This window comes from Nevskia sp. (genome assembly GCF_021732705.1).
Taxonomy (GTDB): domain Bacteria; phylum Pseudomonadota; class Gammaproteobacteria; order Nevskiales; family Nevskiaceae; genus Nevskia.
In genome coordinates this window covers 342,434-360,218 of record NZ_JAKFUM010000007.1, presented here as the reverse complement: position 1 = coordinate 360,218, position 17,785 = coordinate 342,434, and the positions used below count along the sequence as shown (strand labels likewise).

Annotated in this window: 17 protein-coding genes; 8 read left to right on the top strand and 9 right to left on the bottom strand. The window is 68.8% G+C overall.

Translation table 11 applies throughout. The annotated features are described in order from the left end of the window. Positions 1-94 precede the first annotated feature (94 nt). From QZ951_RS08880 to QZ951_RS08870, 3 genes are all read left to right on the top strand, one after another. A complete protein-coding gene (locus tag QZ951_RS08880) occupies positions 95-898 on the top strand; it encodes a crotonase/enoyl-CoA hydratase family protein (protein ID WP_293000188.1) in 804 nt (267 codons plus the stop codon). A 575-nt stretch (positions 899-1,473) separates the two neighbouring features. After that, a complete protein-coding gene (locus QZ951_RS08875) occupies positions 1,474-3,186 on the top strand; it encodes a proline--tRNA ligase (protein ID WP_293000187.1) in 1,713 nt (570 codons plus the stop codon). A 68-nt stretch (positions 3,187-3,254) separates the two neighbouring features. Further along, positions 3,255-3,845 (top strand): lytic transglycosylase domain-containing protein, encoded by a 591-nt coding sequence (locus QZ951_RS08870; protein ID WP_293000186.1) that lies wholly within the window; start codon positions 3,255-3,257, stop codon positions 3,843-3,845. A gap of 28 nt (positions 3,846-3,873) precedes the next feature. Here QZ951_RS08870 and QZ951_RS08865 read toward each other — a convergent pair whose 3' ends face one another. Next, complete coding sequence (locus QZ951_RS08865) at positions 3,874-4,650, bottom strand: LysM peptidoglycan-binding domain-containing protein (protein ID WP_293000185.1); 777 nt, start codon at positions 4,648-4,650, stop codon at positions 3,874-3,876. Positions 4,651-5,860: 1,210 nt separating this feature from the next. Here QZ951_RS08865 and wrbA point away from each other — a divergent pair. Then, positions 5,861-6,457, top strand: coding sequence for an NAD(P)H:quinone oxidoreductase (gene wrbA / locus QZ951_RS20390; protein WP_366943851.1), 597 nt, complete (start codon positions 5,861-5,863; stop codon positions 6,455-6,457). Then, entirely contained in the window at positions 6,454-6,795 is a 342-nt protein-coding gene (locus QZ951_RS08855; RefSeq protein WP_293000183.1) for a DUF2069 domain-containing protein, read from the top strand. Before wrbA ends, QZ951_RS08855 begins: the two co-directional genes overlap by 4 nt. Positions 6,796-6,868: 73 nt before the next feature. On the opposite strand, the gene QZ951_RS08850 is transcribed toward QZ951_RS08855, so the two are convergent. From QZ951_RS08850 to QZ951_RS08835, 4 genes are all read right to left on the bottom strand, one after another. Then, complete coding sequence (locus QZ951_RS08850; RefSeq protein WP_293000182.1) at positions 6,869-8,431, bottom strand: pitrilysin family protein; 1,563 nt, start codon at positions 8,429-8,431, stop codon at positions 6,869-6,871. Further along, positions 8,428-9,804 carry a pitrilysin family protein gene (locus QZ951_RS08845; protein WP_293000181.1) on the bottom strand — a complete coding sequence of 459 codons (1,377 nt, stop codon included), beginning with the start codon at positions 9,802-9,804 and terminating at the stop codon, positions 8,428-8,430. The genes QZ951_RS08850 and QZ951_RS08845 overlap by 4 nt, the downstream gene beginning before the upstream one ends. Positions 9,805-9,904: 100 nt before the next feature. After that, a complete protein-coding gene (gene hda, locus QZ951_RS08840; protein WP_293000180.1) occupies positions 9,905-10,627 on the bottom strand; it encodes a DnaA regulatory inactivator Hda in 723 nt (240 codons plus the stop codon). Beyond that, the gene (locus tag QZ951_RS08835; protein WP_293000179.1) at positions 10,624-11,796 is read right to left on the bottom strand and encodes an AI-2E family transporter; all 1,173 of its coding nucleotides are present in this window, start codon (positions 11,794-11,796) and stop codon (positions 10,624-10,626) included. Before QZ951_RS08835 ends, hda begins: the two co-directional genes overlap by 4 nt. 165 nt (positions 11,797-11,961) lie before the next feature. Here QZ951_RS08835 and purM point away from each other — a divergent pair, with 165 nt between their 5' ends. The 3 genes from purM to QZ951_RS08820 are packed head-to-tail and all read left to right on the top strand — an operon-like array spanning position 11,962 to position 14,404. Next, positions 11,962-13,005 carry a phosphoribosylformylglycinamidine cyclo-ligase gene (gene purM, locus QZ951_RS08830; protein WP_293000178.1) on the top strand — a complete coding sequence of 348 codons (1,044 nt, stop codon included), beginning with the start codon at positions 11,962-11,964 and terminating at the stop codon, positions 13,003-13,005. Then, a complete protein-coding gene (gene purN / locus QZ951_RS08825; RefSeq protein WP_293000177.1) occupies positions 13,002-13,694 on the top strand; it encodes a phosphoribosylglycinamide formyltransferase in 693 nt (230 codons plus the stop codon). Before purM ends, purN begins: the two co-directional genes overlap by 4 nt. Further along, positions 13,691-14,404 (top strand): DUF3108 domain-containing protein, encoded by a 714-nt coding sequence (locus QZ951_RS08820; RefSeq protein ID WP_293000176.1) that lies wholly within the window; start codon positions 13,691-13,693, stop codon positions 14,402-14,404. Before purN ends, QZ951_RS08820 begins: the two co-directional genes overlap by 4 nt. Positions 14,405-14,431: 27 nt before the next feature. Here the strand turns inward: QZ951_RS08820 and QZ951_RS08815 are convergent, their stop codons facing one another. The 4 genes from QZ951_RS08815 to QZ951_RS08800 all read right to left on the bottom strand — a co-directional run bounded on the left by QZ951_RS08815 (position 14,432) and on the right by QZ951_RS08800 (position 17,749). Next, positions 14,432-15,778: an MBL fold metallo-hydrolase gene (locus QZ951_RS08815; RefSeq protein ID WP_293000175.1), complete on the bottom strand. Its 1,347-nt coding sequence runs from the start codon at positions 15,776-15,778 to the stop codon at positions 14,432-14,434. A gap of 12 nt (positions 15,779-15,790) precedes the next feature. Beyond that, a complete protein-coding gene (bamE, locus tag QZ951_RS08810; RefSeq protein WP_293000174.1) occupies positions 15,791-16,075 on the bottom strand; it encodes an outer membrane protein assembly factor BamE in 285 nt (94 codons plus the stop codon). Positions 16,076-16,193: 118 nt separating this feature from the next. Continuing rightward, on the bottom strand, positions 16,194-16,451 hold the full coding sequence (locus QZ951_RS08805) for a hypothetical protein (RefSeq protein ID WP_366943850.1): 258 nt from the start codon (positions 16,449-16,451) through the stop codon (positions 16,194-16,196). 176 nt (positions 16,452-16,627) lie between these two features. Beyond that, positions 16,628-17,749, bottom strand: coding sequence for an aminotransferase class V-fold PLP-dependent enzyme (locus QZ951_RS08800; protein ID WP_293000172.1), 1,122 nt, complete (start codon positions 17,747-17,749; stop codon positions 16,628-16,630). Positions 17,750-17,785: the final 36 nt, after the last annotated feature.

Sequence of the window (17,785 nt, the reverse complement as noted above, 5' to 3'; positions counted from 1 at the left end):
ATTCCTCGCTGCGATCAGCCGCCCGCCACTGCGCCGGGCTGGCAGAATATCGAAACGATTGTTCACAACGACAAGACCACCGAGAGGAGCCGTCATGACCGAAGTCGCCGCCGCCGCCCCGAAGATCCTGACCGAACGCCGCGGCCATGTGCTGCTGATCACCTTCAACCGGCCGGAAAAGTACAACGCCTTCGACCTGGAGATGCACCACCAGCTCGCCGCCGCTTACGGCCTGCTCGATACGGATCCGGAACTGCGCTGCGCGCTGGTCTCGGCCAACGGCAAGGCATTCACCGCCGGCCTGGAACTGACCCAATGGACGCCGGCGTTCGCCTCCGGCAAGTGGCCGGATCTTGCCGAGCACGAGCGCGACCCGTTCGGCCTGATCCCGGAAAAGCGCGTCTCGAAGCCGATCATCTTCGCGATGCACGGCATCTGCTTCACGGTGGCGATCGAACTGGCGCTGGCCGCCGATATCCGTGTGGCCGCAGAAGACTGCCGCTTCGGGCAGATCGAAGTGAAGCGCGGCATCTACGCGGTCGGTGGCGCGACGGTGCGCATGGTTCAGGAATTCGGCTGGGGCAACGCCCAGAAGTACCTGCTGACCGGTGACGAGTTCAACGCCGCCGAAGCGCTGCGCATCGGCCTCGTGCAGGAAGTGGTGCCCGTCGGCCAGCAGTTCGAGCGTGGGCTGGCGATTGCCGAGCGCGTCGCCGCGCAGGCGCCGCTCGGTGTTTATGCATCGCTGAAGTCGTCGCGCATCGCCATCGAGCACGGCGATCAGGTCGCGATCGAGCGGCTGGTGCGCGATCTCGCGCCGATCATGGGCAGCGATGACGTCAAGGAAGGCGTGGCGTCGTTCGTCGAGCGTCGGCCGGCGAAGTTCACCGGGCGCTGATCCGCAATCTTGCGCGAGCCCTGCTCGCGCGCGGATCAGCGCGCCCGGCCAGGGATGGCCGGGCCGGGGCCAGCGGGAAGAGGACATGGCCTCGCCATGGATGGCATGACGCGACACATCGACTGAGGTGCGCGAGCCCTGCTCGCGCGCGGATCAGCGCGCCCGGCCAAGGACGGCCGGGCCGGGGCCCCCCGAACAAGGACATCGCCCCGCCATGGATGGCATGACGCGGCGCATCGACTGGCGAGCATGAACCCTGCTCGCGCGCGGATCAGCGCGCCCGGCCAGGGATGGCCGGGCCGGGGCCCGCCGAACAAGGACATGGCCTCGCCATGGATGGCATGACGCGGCACATCGACTGGGGTGCGCGAGCCCTGCTCGCGGGCGGATCACCGCGCCCGGCCATGGAAGGCGAGGCCGGCGCTGGCCAGACAGGGGCGCGCGCCACGCAAGCACGACGCCCCGCCCATCGTTGCGCGTGGCAACGCGAGCAGACCTCGCACCCGCAGACACGGGGCGGCACCGGCGCGCGAACGTTACAATCCGCGCCGGTCTATCACCGCACACCAGCCCCCATGCGCCTGTCCCGCTTTCCGCTGTCGACTTCGAAGGAAACCCCGGCCGATGCCGCCGTCGTCAGCCATCAGCTGATGCTGCGTGGCGGCTTCATTCGCCAGTTGGGCTCGGGTCTGTATTCGTGGATGCCGATCGGCGTGCGCGTGCTGCGCAAGATCGAAGCGATCGTCCGCGAGGAAATGAACGCCGCCGGCGCGATGGAGATCGTGACGCCGACGGTGCAGCCGGCCGAGCTGTGGCAGGAGTCCGGTCGCTGGGCGCAGATGGGCGACGAGATGCTGCGCATCAAGGACCGCCACAAGAACGAGTTCTGTTTCGGCCCGACCGCCGAAGAAGTGGTGACCTTCCACGTCCGCCAGGACATCCGCAGCTACCGTCAGCTGCCGGTCAACTACTACCAGATCCAGACCAAGTTCCGCGACGAGCGCCGTCCGCGCTTCGGCGTGATGCGCTCGCGCGAGTTCGTCATGAAGGACGCCTACAGCTTCCACATGACGGAAAGCTCGCTGGCCGCCGAGTACGACAACATGCGCGCCGCCTACGCCAAGGTGTTCACCCGCGTCGGCGTCGACTTCCGCATCGTCAAGGCCGACAGCGGCAACATCGGCGGCTCGCGCTCCGAGGAGTTCCACATCCTGGCCCAGTCCGGCGAAGACCTTTTGGCGGTGTCCGATGCCGGCGATTACGCGGCCAATGTCGAAGCCGCCGAGACGCGCGCCAGCGGCACGCCGCGTGCGGCCGCCACGGCCGCAGTCGAGAAGGTGTCGACGCCGGGCCAGAAGACCTGCGAGCAGGTCTCGAAATTCATGAAGGTGGCGCTCGATCACAAGGTCAAGCTGCTGGTCGTGAAGGGCGCCGAAGGGGGCTTGGTCGGCATCGCGCTGCGTGGCGATCACCAGCTCAACGAGATCAAGGCGGCCAAGCATCCGAAGATCGCCGATCCGTTCCAGATGGCCACGCCGGAAGAGGTCAAGGCCGTGTTCGGCTGCGAAGTCGGCTACCTCGGCCCGGTCGCTTGCCCGATTCCGGTTATCGCCGATTTCGCGGCCAGCGAGGTCGCCGATTTCGTTTGCGGCGCCAACGAGGACAACCATCACCTGAGGGGTGCCAATTGGGGCCGCGATGCCGCCGAGCCGGAAACGGCCGACCTGCGGATGATCGTCGAAGGCGATCCGAGCCCGGACGGCGTCGGCACGATCAAGCTGTATCGCGGCATCGAAGGCGGTCACGTGTTCCAGCTCGGCAAGAAGTACACGAAGGCGATGAACCTGACCGTGCTCGACGAGAACCAGCAGCCGGTGACCCCGGAAATGGGCTGCTACGGCATCGGCGTGACCCGCATGGCCGCCGCGGTGATCGAGCAGCGCAACGACGCCAATGGCATCCTGTGGCCGGACGCGATCGCGCCGTTCCGGGTCATCGTCTGTCCGATCGGGCTCGACAAGGCCGATACCGCCGGGGCCGTGAAGGCGGCCGCCGAAACCCTGTACGCGGAATTGCTTGCTGCCGGCATCGACACCGCGATCGACGACCGCGGCCTGCGCCCGGGCGAGATGTTCAAGGACGCCGACCTGATCGGCATCCCGCACCGGATCATCGTCGGCGCCAAGGGTCTGGCCACGCAGCAGTTCGAGTACAAGCGCCGCGACGCCGCTGGCGCCGAGATGATCGCCGCGACGACCAGCGCCGTGCTGGAGAAGCTCGGCGGCTGATCGCGCCGGGCGACGGCGTGCTGGAATAGCGGCTGACCATGCCAGCGCCGATCACTCGCCAGCCGCCGTTGAAACCCGCAAAGCCGCTGCGCTGCGTCGTCTGCGCAGCGGCTTTCCTGTTCGCGCTGAGCGCAAGCGCAGCACCGACCCGCGAACCCGAGCCCGAACTGCGGCTCTTGATGAAGCAGGCGATCGAGTCGGCCACGAGCTTCGATGATCCGCAGCTGGCGGAGATCTGGCTGACCGACATGGCGGGCCGCATGGCGCGCTACGTGCCGAAGGCGATGCCCGATCTGGCGACCCGGTTGCGCTTCCTGCGACTGCTGCATGCGGAAGCGACTCGAGCCGGCGTCTCGCCGGAACTGGTGCTGGCGACGATCGATGTCGAATCGCGCTTCGAGCGCTTCGCGGTGTCCAGCGTCGGCGCGCTCGGCTACATGCAGATCATGCCGTTCTGGATCGAGGAGATCGGCCAGAAGGGCGACAACCTGTTCCACACGCCGACCAATCTGCGCATGGGCTGCACCATTCTCAAGTTCTATCTGGACAAGGAAAAGGGCAGCTACGTCAAGGCTTTGGCGCGCTACAACGGCTCCATCGGCAAGCCGGACTACCCCTATCTGGTGCTCGATCGCCTGACGCGGCGCTGGTCGCGCTGACGCGGCGGATCGCGGCTGCGGCGGTCCGTCAGCGGCGATCCAGCGGGTTTCGGCGCGCGTAGTCCAGCGCTTCGGCAACCGCGCTCAGGCTCGGGAAGCGCGGAATCCGGAGCTTCTGGCCGCGCAGCACGCGCGTCGGGTCCTTCAGCGCACCGGCGTTCGCGCGCCAGATCAGCGGCCACAGCAGCGCGTTGCCATAGGTTTCCGGCTGCGACGCGATCTGCCACAGCCCCTCGCCGCGGGCGACGACATGGCTGCTGGCCGCGTTGTCGAACTCCGTGTTCAGCGCCGCCAGCGCCCGCAGCGCACCGGAACTGTCGCCGGCGGCGATTTGCTGTTCGATTGAACGGATGCGCGTGAGTTCGGCGTCGCCCAGACCGGTGCGCTCGCTCGCGCGGCGCAGTTCGGACGCCACCGAGCCGGTTTCGATCTTCGGTTCCACCGGTAGCGGGTTGCCGGCGGCGTCCAGCGGCGGTGCCGACAGCGACTCGCCCGGCGCAACGATGCGTGGCGGGATGCCGGCGGCGGCCGGTGCCGGCGTGACCGCGGCAAGCTCGGTCGGCGCGGCCTCCCGAACCAGATTCGGCAGTCGCGGCAGCGGAATCGCTGCCAGCGCCCGACGTTCGGCGTCCGAAATCGCTGGCTGGGCCAGCGGGTCCGGCGCAACGGCGGCCGGCGCTGCGGATGCGGGAGGCGTCGTCGCCACCGTCGTCGCGACTGACGGCACCGGCACCGGCATCGGCGCTGGCGCTGGCGCTGGCGCGACGTCGGCCGGTGCCGAAGTCGCGTCCGGAGCCGCCGTCACCGGTTTGGCCGAGGCCGACGACAGGACCGGCGGCGCGGCAGGCGGCGGGATCGCGGCGCTGCTCGGCTCGACCTTGTCTTCGGCCTTTACCGCATTCGGCGGCGGCGGGACTGCGGATACGTTCGCCGGCTGGGTTGTCGCTGCCACCAACTCGGCCGCAGCTTGGGGCGGCTCGGCGACGTTCGTCGCGACGTCCTGTTTCGGCTCGGGGGCCGATGGCAACGTGGGCTTGGGCGCTGCCGCAGGGGCCGTCGGTACCGGCGCCGGTGGCGAGCCTGCGGCGGTGACGGTGGCGGGTTCCGGCCGCGGGGGCGCCGCCGCAGTGGCGGCCGACAGCGCTGGCGCCGGCTTGCTCGCGACGTCCGGCACGTCCTGCGCCGGCGTGCGGGCGGGGTGCGCGGCGGCTGCCGTCGGCGCTGCCGCGCTTGCCTTTGTCGCTTCGCCGCCGACGGAAGACTTGGCCGTGGCTGCTGCCGTGCCCGCGGCGGGGGGCGATTTCGTGTCGGCGATCAATGCAGATGGCGCGGACGTGCTTGCTGCGTCGGTTTTGGGCGCTGCGGCGGCCGTCGGCGAGCCGCTTGACGCGGTGGTCGCGGCCGCCTCGTTGGCGCTGCTGGCGGTCGATACGCCGGGATTGCGCGGAATGACGATCGTCACCGACGGCAGCCGCTGGTTCGATGGCGGCGAGCGCGGCTTCGTTGCCGCAGCGTTGGCCACGGCGGTCGGAGCGGCGGCGATCGGCGGACCGATGTCGAGCGCGGACGGCGCTGCGACGCCGGCATTCGGTGCCGGATTCGGCACGGCCGCCGCCGGCGTCTTCGGCTTGGTCGTCGCCGGCTTGGTGGCGGCCGTGGTCGGCTTGGCTGCCGCCGGCTTTCCGGCGGCCGGTTTGGTCCCGCTGGCAGCCGTGGTGCCAGCTTTCGGTTTCGCCGCCGTGGTCGCCGGTGGCTTTGCGGCCGCCGGTTTCGGCTTCGCGGCGGGGGGTGATTCCACACGCGCCGGCACTGCGGAACACGACACGAGGGAGCCGAGCAGCGCCAGAAGCGCGAGCTTGCGAAGGACGGAATGTGACATGGCGGCGAGCCTAGCCAGCGGGGCGGGTGGGGTCAAACCGCGCGAGGCTGCGGAGCCTGCGACCACAGGATTTTCGAGTCGGCGCAAAGCCTTACAATCGCGCTCTCCTTTTGATCGCGCATCGCGCCCGTCCTTCATGATCGACATTCTGGTCCTCTATTACTCCCGACACGGGGCGACGCTCGCGATGGCGCGGCAGATCGCCCGCGGCATCGAAGCGGTGCCTGGCGTGCAGGCGCGGCTGCGAACGGTGCCGGCGGTCTCCCCGACGATCGAAGCCACGCAGCCTGCGGTACCGGACGACGGCGCGCCGTTCGCCACATCGGCGGACCTGCGCGAATGCGCCGGCCTCGTGCTCGGCAGTCCGACGCGCTTCGGCAATATGGCGGCGCCGCTGAAGTACTTCATCGACGGCACCTCGGACCTGTGGCTGTCCGGCGCGATGGTCGGCAAGCCTGCAGCGGTGTTCACGTCGACCGGCAGCCTGCATGGCGGCAACGAGTCGACCTTGCTGACGATGATGCTGCCGCTGCTGCATCACGGAATGCTGCTGGTCGGCCTGCCGTACAGCGAGCCGGCCCTGTCGGCGACCGAGACCGGTGGCACGCCGTACGGCGCGAGCCATGTCGCCGGCACCGGGGGCAAGCCGCGGCCGCTGAGCAAGGACGAGATCGCGCTGTGTCAGGCGCTCGGCAAGCGGGTGGCGGAAACGGCCGCGAAGCTCGCCGCATGAAGACGCCATTGAGTCAATTCGCATGGGCTCTGGCGCTGGTGCTGCACATCGCGCTGATTGGCGGCATCTGGTGGTGGGCTGGCCTTGCCGTCGGTTTCCTGCTGATCCTGCCGCTGATGGCCGCAGTTCGCGGCCTGATCCGGAAAAGCCGCTATACGGCGGGCTGGATGACGCTGCTCGTATCCGGCTACTGCGCGGCGCTGTTGGGCGAGGCCTACGCCGTGCCGTCACGGCATCAGGTCGGCGTGGCGCTGGCGCTGGTCGCAGCGGTCGAGTTCGCGGCGCTGACGCTGTTCGTGCGCTGGTCGGCGCGCGAAAACGGTGTGGCGCGAATCTGACGCCGACTGATTGATTGCCTGCGGAATCGTGTCGTCGGTCCGGCTAACGCCGGACCGACCGTCGTTGCTGCGTTCAGCGCTTCGCTGATGGCGCTGCGCGTTTCAGATCGACGCGGCCGAGGTCCAGATCGTCCGCGGCGATCACGGTCGGTTCGAAGCCGGCCTGCTTCAGGCCGTCGACGAACTGCTTCGCGTCGCCGACGACGACCAAGGTCATCGCATCGAGCTTCAGGTGGCTTTCGGCGTAGGCCTGCACCTGCGCGGCCGTGATGGCATTGACGTGGCCGATGACCTTGCCGATCTCGTCCGGCGCGACGCCCAGCGCGACATTGCGGGCGATCAGCCCGGCGAGCCCGCTCGCGGTTTCCAGCCCGCGGGCGTAGCCGCCGAGGTAGCTGGCCTTGCGCGCAGCCAATTCGGCATCGCCGACCGGCTCGGTCGCCAGCCGCTGCAGTTCGCCGCGGATCAGGCTGGCGACCTCGGCCGCCGACGGATTCTTGGTCAGCGCACTGGCGTATAGCGCGCCGGCATCGCGCTGCACGTCGAACTGCGCGCCAGCGCCATAGCTAAGGCCGCGCTTGATCCGGATCTCGCTGTTCAGGCGCGAGGAATAGCCGCCGCCGAGTACGTTTCGCGTGACCAGACCGGCGTAATAGTCGGCGGCCGAGCGCGGCGGCAGCGGCAGCGCTGCCATCACCGAGGCCTGACCGGCGTCCGGCAGGTCGATCACGACGACGCGGGCGGTCTTCGCAGTGGCTGCGGCATCCGCAGCCGATTCGGGTGCTGCGAGCGTCGGCAGCGGATCCTTCGGCGTCGGCCAGTCCCCGAACACCTGACCGGCCAGCGCGAAGCCCGTATCGGCGTCGAGTCCGCCGGTCAGGATCAGCACCACATTGTCCGGACGGTAGTGGCGGCTGTGCAGCGCCCGCAGGTCGCCGGCCGCGATCTTCGCGACCGATACCGGCGTGCCGCTGCGCGGGTGGCCGTAAGGCGCGTCGCCGTGGATCAGCCGGGCGGCGACCAGCGGCGTCAGATCGGCCGGATCGCTGAGGCTGACCCGCAACGCGTCCAGCGTCTGCGCGCGGTAACGCTCGACTTCGGCCTTGGCGAACGCCGGGCGACGCACGACGTCCCCGAGCAGGTCCAGCGCGGCGGCGAGCTTCGGCGTGGTGACGGTGATGCCGACGCGCGACGCGTTCCAGCCGGCCTGCGCCTTCAGGCTGCCGCCGAGCGCCTCCGCCGCCTGCGCCAGCTGCGGCGCGGATTGCGTCGTGGTGCCCTGCGTCAGCAGCGAGGCGGTGAAATCGGCGAGGCCGGCGCGATCCGGCGGATCGACTTCGCCGCCGGACAGCACCAGCAGTTCGGCATCGACGAGGGCGGCCCCGGCGCGCGGCAGCACGATCACGCGCAGGCCGTTGGCCAGCCGCTGTTCGATCGCGCTCGGAATCACCGCCTCGCGCGCCGGGCCGGGCGCGGGCGGCTGTTCGAGCGCGGTGGCGGGTGCGGCGGTGGCCGCCTCGGCATTCGGCGCTGTCTTCTGGCGACAGGCACCGAGGGCCAGCGCGGCCAGAACGATGGCGGTGACGGCAAGCGGCCGAGTGGCTGCATCCACCCGCGTCAGGTCAGGGCGCGTCATTTCGCGGCTCCGGTCGAAGCCGGGGCTTCGTCGAGGTATTCGAGCGTCAGCCGGCGATGGCCGAGGATCTGCTGCTTCAGCACGCGCTGGACATCGGCTGCGGTCACCGCGAGCAGCGCGGTCAGCGAGGTGTTGGCGGCCTTGGCGCTGCCGGCCTGCAGCCAGGCTTCGCCGATGGCGTAGGCCCGGCCCTCGACCGTTTCACGCTGCGTCAGCAGCCGCGTCAGCAGCACGGTGCGAGCCTTGTCCAGCTCGGCGGCCGGAATCGGGCGATTGGCGAGGCGATCGATCTCGTTGAGGAAGGCCGTCTCGATCTTCGCCAGCGGCTGGCCCGAGGCCGCGACGACCGACGCCATCACCAGCCCGCGGTCGACGTTGTCGAGGTAGGTGACATCGACCTGCTGCGCGACCTGCAGACGGTAGACCAGCGCCTGATGCAGCCGCGACGATTCGCCATCGGACAGCAGGCTGGCGGCCAGCTTCAGCGCCGGAACGTCGGCATCGTTCGGCGGTGGTGCGAGCCACGAGAAGCCGAGCGCCGGCAGCGGCACGTTCGGTGCGCGCACGGTGACGCGGCGATCGGCCATGCGTTCCGGCTCGACCGCGGTCACGCGCTTGATCGTGCCGGCGGGCTTCGGCAGCTTGCCGAAGTAGTGGTCGACCCAGGCATCGAGCTGCTGCGGGTCGAAGTCGCCGGTGACGACGAGCGCGGCGTTGTCGGTGCGGTAGTAGTCGCGGTGGAAGGCGCGCACGTCATCGAGCGTGGCGGCGTCGAGATCCTCGATGCTGCCGATGGTCGAGCGCTGGTACGGGTGCACGGCCCACGAGTTCTGCTGCATCGCGTATTCGAAGCGGCCGTACGGCGGCGTCAGCACGCTGGTGCGGAATTCCTCCTGCACCACGGCGCGTTCGGACTTGAAGTTGCCTTCGTCGACGGTCAGGTTCGACAGCCGCTCGGCCTCCGCCCACAGCAGCCGTTCGAGGTGGTTCGACGGCACGACGTTCAGGTAGTTGGTGACGTCGTCGCCGGTCGAGGCATTGTTGGCGCCGCCAACGTCCTCGGTCATCCGGTCGAACTGCTCGTCGACGAGGTTCTTCGTGCGCTTGAACATCAGGTGCTCGAACAGGTGCGCGAAGCCGCTGCGGCCCTGCGGATCGTCCTTGGCACCGACGCGATACCAGACCTGGATCGCCGTCGTCGGGCTGGCGTGGTCTTCGAGGCTCAGCACGGTCAGGCCGTTGGCGAGCACGCGTTCGCGGACGTCGAGCGGCGGGATGTTCAGCGCCGGCTCGGCGCGCGCCGCACCCGCCAGCGCGGCGAGAACTGCCGCCGCGAGCACGCTCGACAGGCGGCGCATCGTGTTCATCGACATCAGTGAACGCCTCGGAAGTGTTGGATATGGCTCACGGGATTTGGATGCGAGCGAGGACTGGACTGCGTTGCGTCGGCGGGCTGTCGACCATGGGTCGAGGCTAGCGCGTTTCCGGCTGGGGTTGAGCGCTTGCAGTCAGCACCTGCTGCACGAACGGCAGGGTCGGGCGCCGACGGGCGGCGAGCGCGGCACGGTCGATCCGGGCCAGCGCGGCGAGCAGGCTGGAGGTGTCGCGCGGCAGGTGCGTCAGCATCCAGTGGATGGTCTCGTGCGGCAGCGCGAGGCCGAGGCGCTGGGCCCGCGCTTTCAGCATCGCGGCGTGTTCGTCGTCATCGAGCTTGCGCAGCGCGAAGCTGGCGCAGGCCGACAGCCGCGTGCGCAGGTCGGGCAGGCGCGCGATCGCGAGGCGATCCGGCGGCACCGCGGCACTCAGCAGGCAGCGGCCGCCATGGGTCTTCACCGCGTCCAGCAGGCGCAGCAGGCCCTGTGCCCAGTCGCGGTCCTGCAGCGGGGCGTCGACGTCGTCGAGGCAGACCAGATCATAGTGCTCGAAGCCCTGCATGACGGCGGGCTGCTCGGCCGCGAACGAGCCGAGCGGCAGATAGGCCGCGCGCTGGCGCCGGGCCAGCGCATCGCGCGAGCAGGCCTGCAGCAGGTGCGTCTTGCCGCAGCCGTGCGGACCGTGGATCAGCGTGGTGCCGCCTTCGCCCAGCCCGAGCTCGCGCAGCGCCGCGAGCGCCTGCGCGTTCGGGCCGGCGTGGAAGTTGTCGAAGCTGGCGCTGTCCGGCAACTGCACCGACAGCGGCAATTGCTCGCCGATCACGGGATGGCCGATGGTTCCGATTCGCGGGAAGCGGGATCGACCGACCCTGACGGTGCAGGCGGCTCGTGAGTATCGATATACAGCGGGCTGCGTGCCCAGCGGCGCAGCGCATGGCGCACCAGCACCGCGAGCACCGCCGCCACCGGCAAGGCCACCAGCACCCCGACGAAGCCGAACAGCTGCCCGCCGGCGAGGATCGCGAAGATCACCGCCACCGGATGCAGGCCGATGCGGTCGCCGACCAGCATCGGCGTCAGCACGCCGCCTTCGAGCATCTGGCCGACCGAGAACACGGCCAGCACCCAGACCACCGGCAGCGCCGCCTGCTCCTGGATCAGCATCGCGATGCTGGCCGACAGCAGGCCGCCGACGAAGCCGAGATACGGCACGAAGCTGACCATGCCGGCGACGATGCCGATCAGCAACGCGACCTTCAGCCCGACCAGCCACAGCCCGAACGAGTAGATGAACGCCAGTGCCAGCATCACCAGCAGCTGCCCGCGGATCAGTGCGTTCAGCACGTCGTTGGTTTCTTCGGCGAACTGGATCGCGTGCGGCAACACGCGGCGCGGAATCAGGTCGCGGACCTGGTGCACCATCCGGTCCCAGTCGCGCAGCAGGTAGAAGGTGACGATCGGAATCAGGAACAGGTTGGCGACGAAGCCGAGCAGCGCGGGCGTCGACCGGCCGACGTAGCTGAACACGATCAACGCGACATCGGTGGCGCCATCCCAGTGCGAGGCCACGAACTTGCGCAGGCCGGCGGCGTCCAGCTCGATGCCGCGCGGCAGGCTCAGGCCCAGCTTCGGCAGCGCAACGGTCTGCACCCACTGCAGCATCGCCGGGAAGTTGTCGATCAGCGACAGGATCTGCACCTGCAGGATCGGCACCAGCAGCACCAGCGCCAGCACCGCGAGGCTGGTGACGACGAAGAACACGACGGCGACGCCGGCCGTGCGCGACAGCTTGAACCGCTCCAGCCGGTCGACGATCGGATCGCCGAGGTAGGCGAAGGTGGCGCCGATCGCGAACGGCGCGAGGATGGGCCCGAGCGCGATCATCAGCGCAAGGATCGCGGCCACCAGCAGGTACCAGCCCCAATGGTCGCGCAGCAGCGACAGCGCCGATGGCGAGGCATCGCGGAGGATCGAAGCAGGCTCAGTCGGCATGGTGGTCGGGCAGGGCGCGGGGAGGGGCGCGGGAACGGGTAAAATCATACGGTTCCCAGACTGCCTTCGCTCATGACCGCTGCCGAAAAGAACAAGAAGTCCAAGCCTGCCGCCGCTCCGGCGCCCGTCAAGGCTCCTGCCAGGGGCTCCGCCCCGCGTAAGTCGATGGCGAAGCCGGCAGCCAGCAAGTCGCTGAGCTATGCCGACGCCGGTGTCGACATCGACCGCGGCGATGCGCTAGTCGATGACATCAAGAAGATCGTCAAGTCGACGCAGCGGCCGGAAGTGATGGCCGGCGTCGGCGGCTTCGGCGCACTGGTGACGATTCCGACCAAGTACCGGCAGCCGGTGCTGGTCTCCGGCACCGATGGCGTCGGCACCAAGCTGCGGCTCGGCATCGACAGCGGCCGGGTCGAAGGGCTGGGTCAGGATCTGGTGGCGATGTGCGTCAACGACGTGCTGGTCAATGGCGCGGAGCCGCTGTTCTTCCTCGATTACTACGCCACCGGCAAGCTCGACAACCGCGTCGCCGGTGCCGTGATCAAGGGCATCGCCAAGGGCTGCAAGCTGGCCGGTGCCGCACTGGTCGGCGGCGAAACGGCGGAAATGCCGGGCATGTACGCGAAAGGTGACTTCGATCTGGCCGGCTTCTGTGTCGCCGTGGCCGAGAAGAAGAAGCTGATCGACGGCGCCAAGATCAGGCCGGGCGACGTGATCATCGCGCTGCCTTCGAGCGGCCCGCATTCCAACGGCTACTCGCTGATCCGCAAGATTCTCGAGGTCAGCAAGGCCAGGCATTCCACACCGCTCGACAAGGGCACCTTGATCGACGCGCTGATGGCGCCGACCACGATCTACGTCAAGCCGATCCTGGCGCTGCTCGATGCCGGCCTGCCGATCCGCGGCATGGCCCACATCACCGGCGGCGGCATCACCGGCAACCTGACCCGCATGTTTCCGGCCGGCACGGCGGCGGCGGTGGATCTCGCGAGCTGGCAGCGTCCGGCCGTGTTCCAGTGGCTGCAGGCCGCCGGCAACGTCAAGGAAGACGAGATGCGCCGCGTGTTCAACTGCGGCGTCGGCTTTGTCGTCATCGTGCCGCGCCTGAAGGCGGACGAGACGCTGGCCGCGCTGAAGGCGCAGAAGATCAAGGCCTGGATGCTGGGCGAAGTGGTCAAGGGCCAGCCCGACGACGTTCACTACGCTTGAACGACGCGGATTCGATTCCGGGAGCGCCACGCGCACGGCTCGTCGTCGTCATCTCCGGGCGCGGCCGCAACCTCGCAGCGCTGATCGCCGCGATTCGCGAGGGCCGGATCGCGGCCGATCTGGTCGCCGTGATCAGCAATCGCGCCGACGCGCCGGGGCTGGCGATCGCCGCGGCGGCCGGCGTGCCGACGACGGTCATTCCGCACGTCGACTTCCCGGATCGCGCCGCGTTCGATGCCGCGCTCGCGTCGTGCTTGCGCGCCTGCCGGCCGGACATCGTCGCGCTGGCCGGTTTCATGCGCATCCTCACCGAAGGCTTCGTGCGCGAGTTCGAAGGCCGGATGCTGAACGTGCATCCGTCGCTGCTGCCGCGCCACAAGGGCTTGAACACGCACGCCGCCGTGCTGCGCGCAGGCGATGCCGAACATGGCGCGACCGTGCATTTCGTCTCGCCGCAGCTCGATGGCGGACCGGCGGTGATTCAGGGTCGATTCATCGTGCCGGCGCATGATGATGTCCAGCAGTTGGCCGAGCGCGTGATGGACACGGTGGAGCGGAAGATCTATCCGCAGGCCGTGGCCTGGATGGCGCGAGGCGAGCTGCAGCTCGAGCAGGGCGTCGCCGTCTTTCGCGGCCGTCCGTTGCGGGAGCCGCTGACGCTCGATGATCTCGAGGAAGGATTCCGATGAACCGCCGCTTGATGTGGAAGTCCGTGCTGGCCACCAGCGCATTGTCGGTCGGCCTGCTGGTGCAGGCCGCCGATGCGCCGTTGCCGCCGATCCATCTGGTCTACAGCGTCAACTACGCCGGCATCGGCGCCGGTGATGCCACGATCAGCCTGAAGCCGGATGCGGTGGCCGGCTGCTACCGCTACGAGACAGTCACGCGCCCGAATGCCTTCGTCCGCGCGCTGTACGGCTCGCCGAACCAGTCGAGCCGCTTCTGCGTGAAGGATGGCGTCGTGCGCTCCCAGCGCTATGAGTCGGTGCTGGAGAACGACGACAAGCAGAGCTACGTGCTCGATTTCGATTACGCGAAGAAGACGGTCACCGACGAGAACGGCCTGGTGCGCGAGATTCCCGGCGACGCCGTCGACAGCTTCGCGCTGCAGCAGGCCGTGCGCCTGTGGGTGGCCAAGCACGCGAGCGATGCCGAACCGCCGCTGGCCGAGTTCACCATGGTCGATCGCAAGAATCTGACGCATTACCAGCTGAAGCTGGCGGGGCGCGAAACGATCGGCACGCCGGCCGGCAGCTTCGAGACGATCCGTCTGGAGCGCATCGACAATCCGGACAAGATCGGCCGCTTCTGGCTGGCACCGTCGCGCGACTTCATGCCGGTGCGGATCGAGACCAAGAGCGGGAAGAAGCCGACGGTGCTGCTGAACCTCAAGCAGTAGGCGGCACTTCGACGCGCCGCTCGCGGCTCAGGCCGCGAGCGCGCCTTCCGCCCGCAGCTTGGCGAGATGACTGTCGATGTTCATCCGCGCCAGCGGCACGAGGCGCGGATCGAGCCCGACATAGACCTCGTTCAGGATCTCGTCGAGCGACTTGCCGGCTTCGAACAGCGCCTTGACCTGCGCTTCACGCAGGCGCCGGTGCTTGAGCGTCTGCTCCAGATAGAACGTGCCGCCGAGTGCGCCGCCGTGCGACGGCCAGATCACTTTCGGCGCCAGCGCGATGATCTTCTCGAGCGACGCGAAGTACTTCGCCATGTCGCCTTCCGGCGCGGCGATGACCACCGTGCCGACACCCTGGATCAGGTCGCCGACGAGACAGAAACCCCGGTTGTCCGGCATCAGCGCGAGCTGGCCTTCGTCATGGCCGGGCACGGCGATCACGCGCAGCGGATGACCGAGCCAGGTGCCGACGACATCGCCATCGGCCTTCAGATCGACGGCGATGCCATCGAACCACGCCGGCTGCAGCCGCGAGATGCGCTGGTGGGTGTCGGCGCTGAGCTGCATCGGCACGCCGAGGTGCCGCGCCAGATCATTCGCGAACTGCCGATGATCCGGGTGGTGATGGGTCAGGAAGACGGCGGTTATGCCGCGGCCGGCCAGATGCGTGCAGAGCTTGTCGAACTCCGCCCGGTTCGCCGGCGACGGGTCGACGATGATCCGCGGGCCGCCGTCGTCGCCGAGGATGAAGGCGTTGGTGCGATCGGCCGGCGGCAGGGTGTTCGATGGAATCGGGCACTGGTAGACGCCGCGCAGCGGCTCGATCTGCGGTGTGCCGACGAACTCGTTGTAATCGCCGAGCTGCGTCACCCGGCGACTGTCCGGGTTCGCGGCCAGCGCCACCAGCACGTCGTGGGTCGGCGGGGCGACCAGCAGATCGCCTGCGTTGTAGCGGGCCATCCACTCGGCAGGAGTCGCCCAGGCGCCACCGGACAGCTCGCCGATCTCGATCGTGAAGGTGGGCTTCGCGCGCAGCTCGATCCGAAAGAAGCTGGTATCGAAGCGCACCGCGATGATCGGCGGCGAGATCGCGCTGCCCAGCTTGTCGATCGCCAGCACGTCGCCGGCGGCGAGCGCCGCGTCGAGATCGAAGCTCAGTTCCTCGCGCAGCTCGCGCGCCAGCGCATGGACGTGACGCGGCGTGAACGGGGCGAGAAGGGGATGAGCGTGCGCGTGGTCGGCTTCGCCCTTGTCGACCTTGCCGCCCGGGAATGCCTGGAAGCCCGGGAACGCGGTCAGGTGCGGTTGTCGATGGGTCAGGAAAATCTCGCCGTTGCAGACGAGCACAGCCGTCACGGCCTCGATGATCTTCATCGTCAGCCCGCCTTACTTCGGGGTATCGGATTCAGTCTCGAACGATTTCAGCGCCACCGAGTCGTTGCCGTAGGTCACCGTCAGCACCTTCTTGCCGGCGTGCCAGCGTTCCTTGCTGAGGCTCAGCAGGCCGCCGATGTCCTCGGCGTTGACGTCGTCCGGCTTGCCGAGAATCGCGTGCACTTCGGCGCGACTCATGCCGGGGCCGATCTTGTCGTAGTTCTCCGGCGTCACTTTCGATGAGCAGGCGGCGAGGGCGAACACGCCGGCGAGGGTCACGGCACGAAATGCGTTCATCGAAATCCAGTCAGGCAAGGCAGACGCTCAAGCATGCCACAGGCCGGGCGGCGCGCTGCCGGCCCGGCCTGCGGCGATCGTGCAATGCCGGCCCGTGGTCGATGCCGGCTCGAAGCGATCAGTGGTGATCGTGATGGCCGCCGTGATGCCGGCCGCCGCGGTAGCCGTCATGGCCCCGACGATAGTGCTCGCGATATCCGTACGCGCGCGGGTAGTAGCCGTAGCGCGGGCCGTAGTAGCGCGGTTCGTAATACGAGCGGTAGACGACGGTCGGGCCGTAGTAGGCCCGCGGCGGCGGGTAGTAGTACACGGGCGGCGGCGCGTACAGCGGCACGCCGATGTTGATGCCGACATCGACGCGAGCCTCGGCCGTCATCGGCGTCACCAAGGTCAGCGAAGCCAGCGCAAGACCGGCGACGGCAGCGAGCTTCGGAAGGGACAGGTTCATCGCGTGCTCCGGGTGTGACGATTCAGTGCGTCGAGGCTAAGACCGGGTCACTGAATCGTCCCTGAACCGTTCCGTTCAGCTTCGCAAACGTGTCGGCGCGCCGATCAGGCAGCCAGCGCCTGCCGCAGATCGTCGATCAGGTCGTCGGCATGTTCGAGGCCGACCGACATCCGCAGCAGGTCCTGCGGTGTCGTCGTGTGCGGGCCTTCGACCGACGCGCGATGCTCGATCAGGCTTTCGACGCCGCCCAGGCTGGTGGCGCGCGTGAACAGCGCGACCTTGGCCGCCACCGCCAGCGCCGCCTCCCGGCCCCCATGGAGCTGGAACGACAGCATTGCGCCGTAGCCTTTCATCTGCGCGCTGGCGAGCGCATGGCCAGCGTGGCTGGAAAGCCCCGGATAGTGGACGACGCTGACCGCCGGGTGGGCGGCGAGAAATTCGGCCACGGCCTGGGCATTCGCGACCTGCGCGCGCACGCGCAGCGGCAGGGTCGCGATCGAGCGCTGCAGCAGCCAGCAGTCGAATGGCGACGGCACCGCGCCGCCCTTGCCCTGATAGTCGCGAACACGGCCGAACAGCTCGTCCTGCCGACGCGCGATGACGGCGCCGCCGAGCACATCGCTGTGGCCGCCGAGATATTTGGTGGTCGAATGCATGACGTAGTCGGCCCCGAGCTGCAGCGGCTGCTGCAGCACCGGGGTCGCGAATGTCGAGTCGACGACGAGCTGCGCGCCGCTGGCGTGCGCAAGCTCGGCCAATGCAGCGATGTCGCTGACCTTCAGCAGCGGATTCGACGGCGTTTCGGCCCAGATCAGCCGCGTTTCCGGACGAATCGCGGCACGCACGGCGTCAAGCCGGGTGAGATCGATCAGCGAGTGGGTCAGGCCCCAGCGCGCCAGAAGCTCGCGCAACTGGGTTCGCGTGCCGTGGTAGACATCGTCCGGTGCGATGACGTGATCGCCCGGCGCAAGGCCCTGGAAAAGTGACAGCGATGCGGCGGAGCCGGACCCGAATGCCGCCGCGGCGACACCGCCTTCGAGCGCGGCGAGCAGCGCCTCGAGCGACGCGCGACCCGGATTGCTCGAGCGCGTGTAGACGTGACCGTGCGGGTATTCGCCGTGAACATCGCGGGCGAACGTGGTCGACAGGATCGGTGACGGGGCGACGGCACCGGTGGCGATGTCCGCCTCGCGTCCCGCATGAATGGCAAGCGTCTCGAATTTCACGGCGTCGGCAGGGGCCTGAGAATGGAGCGCAAGGCT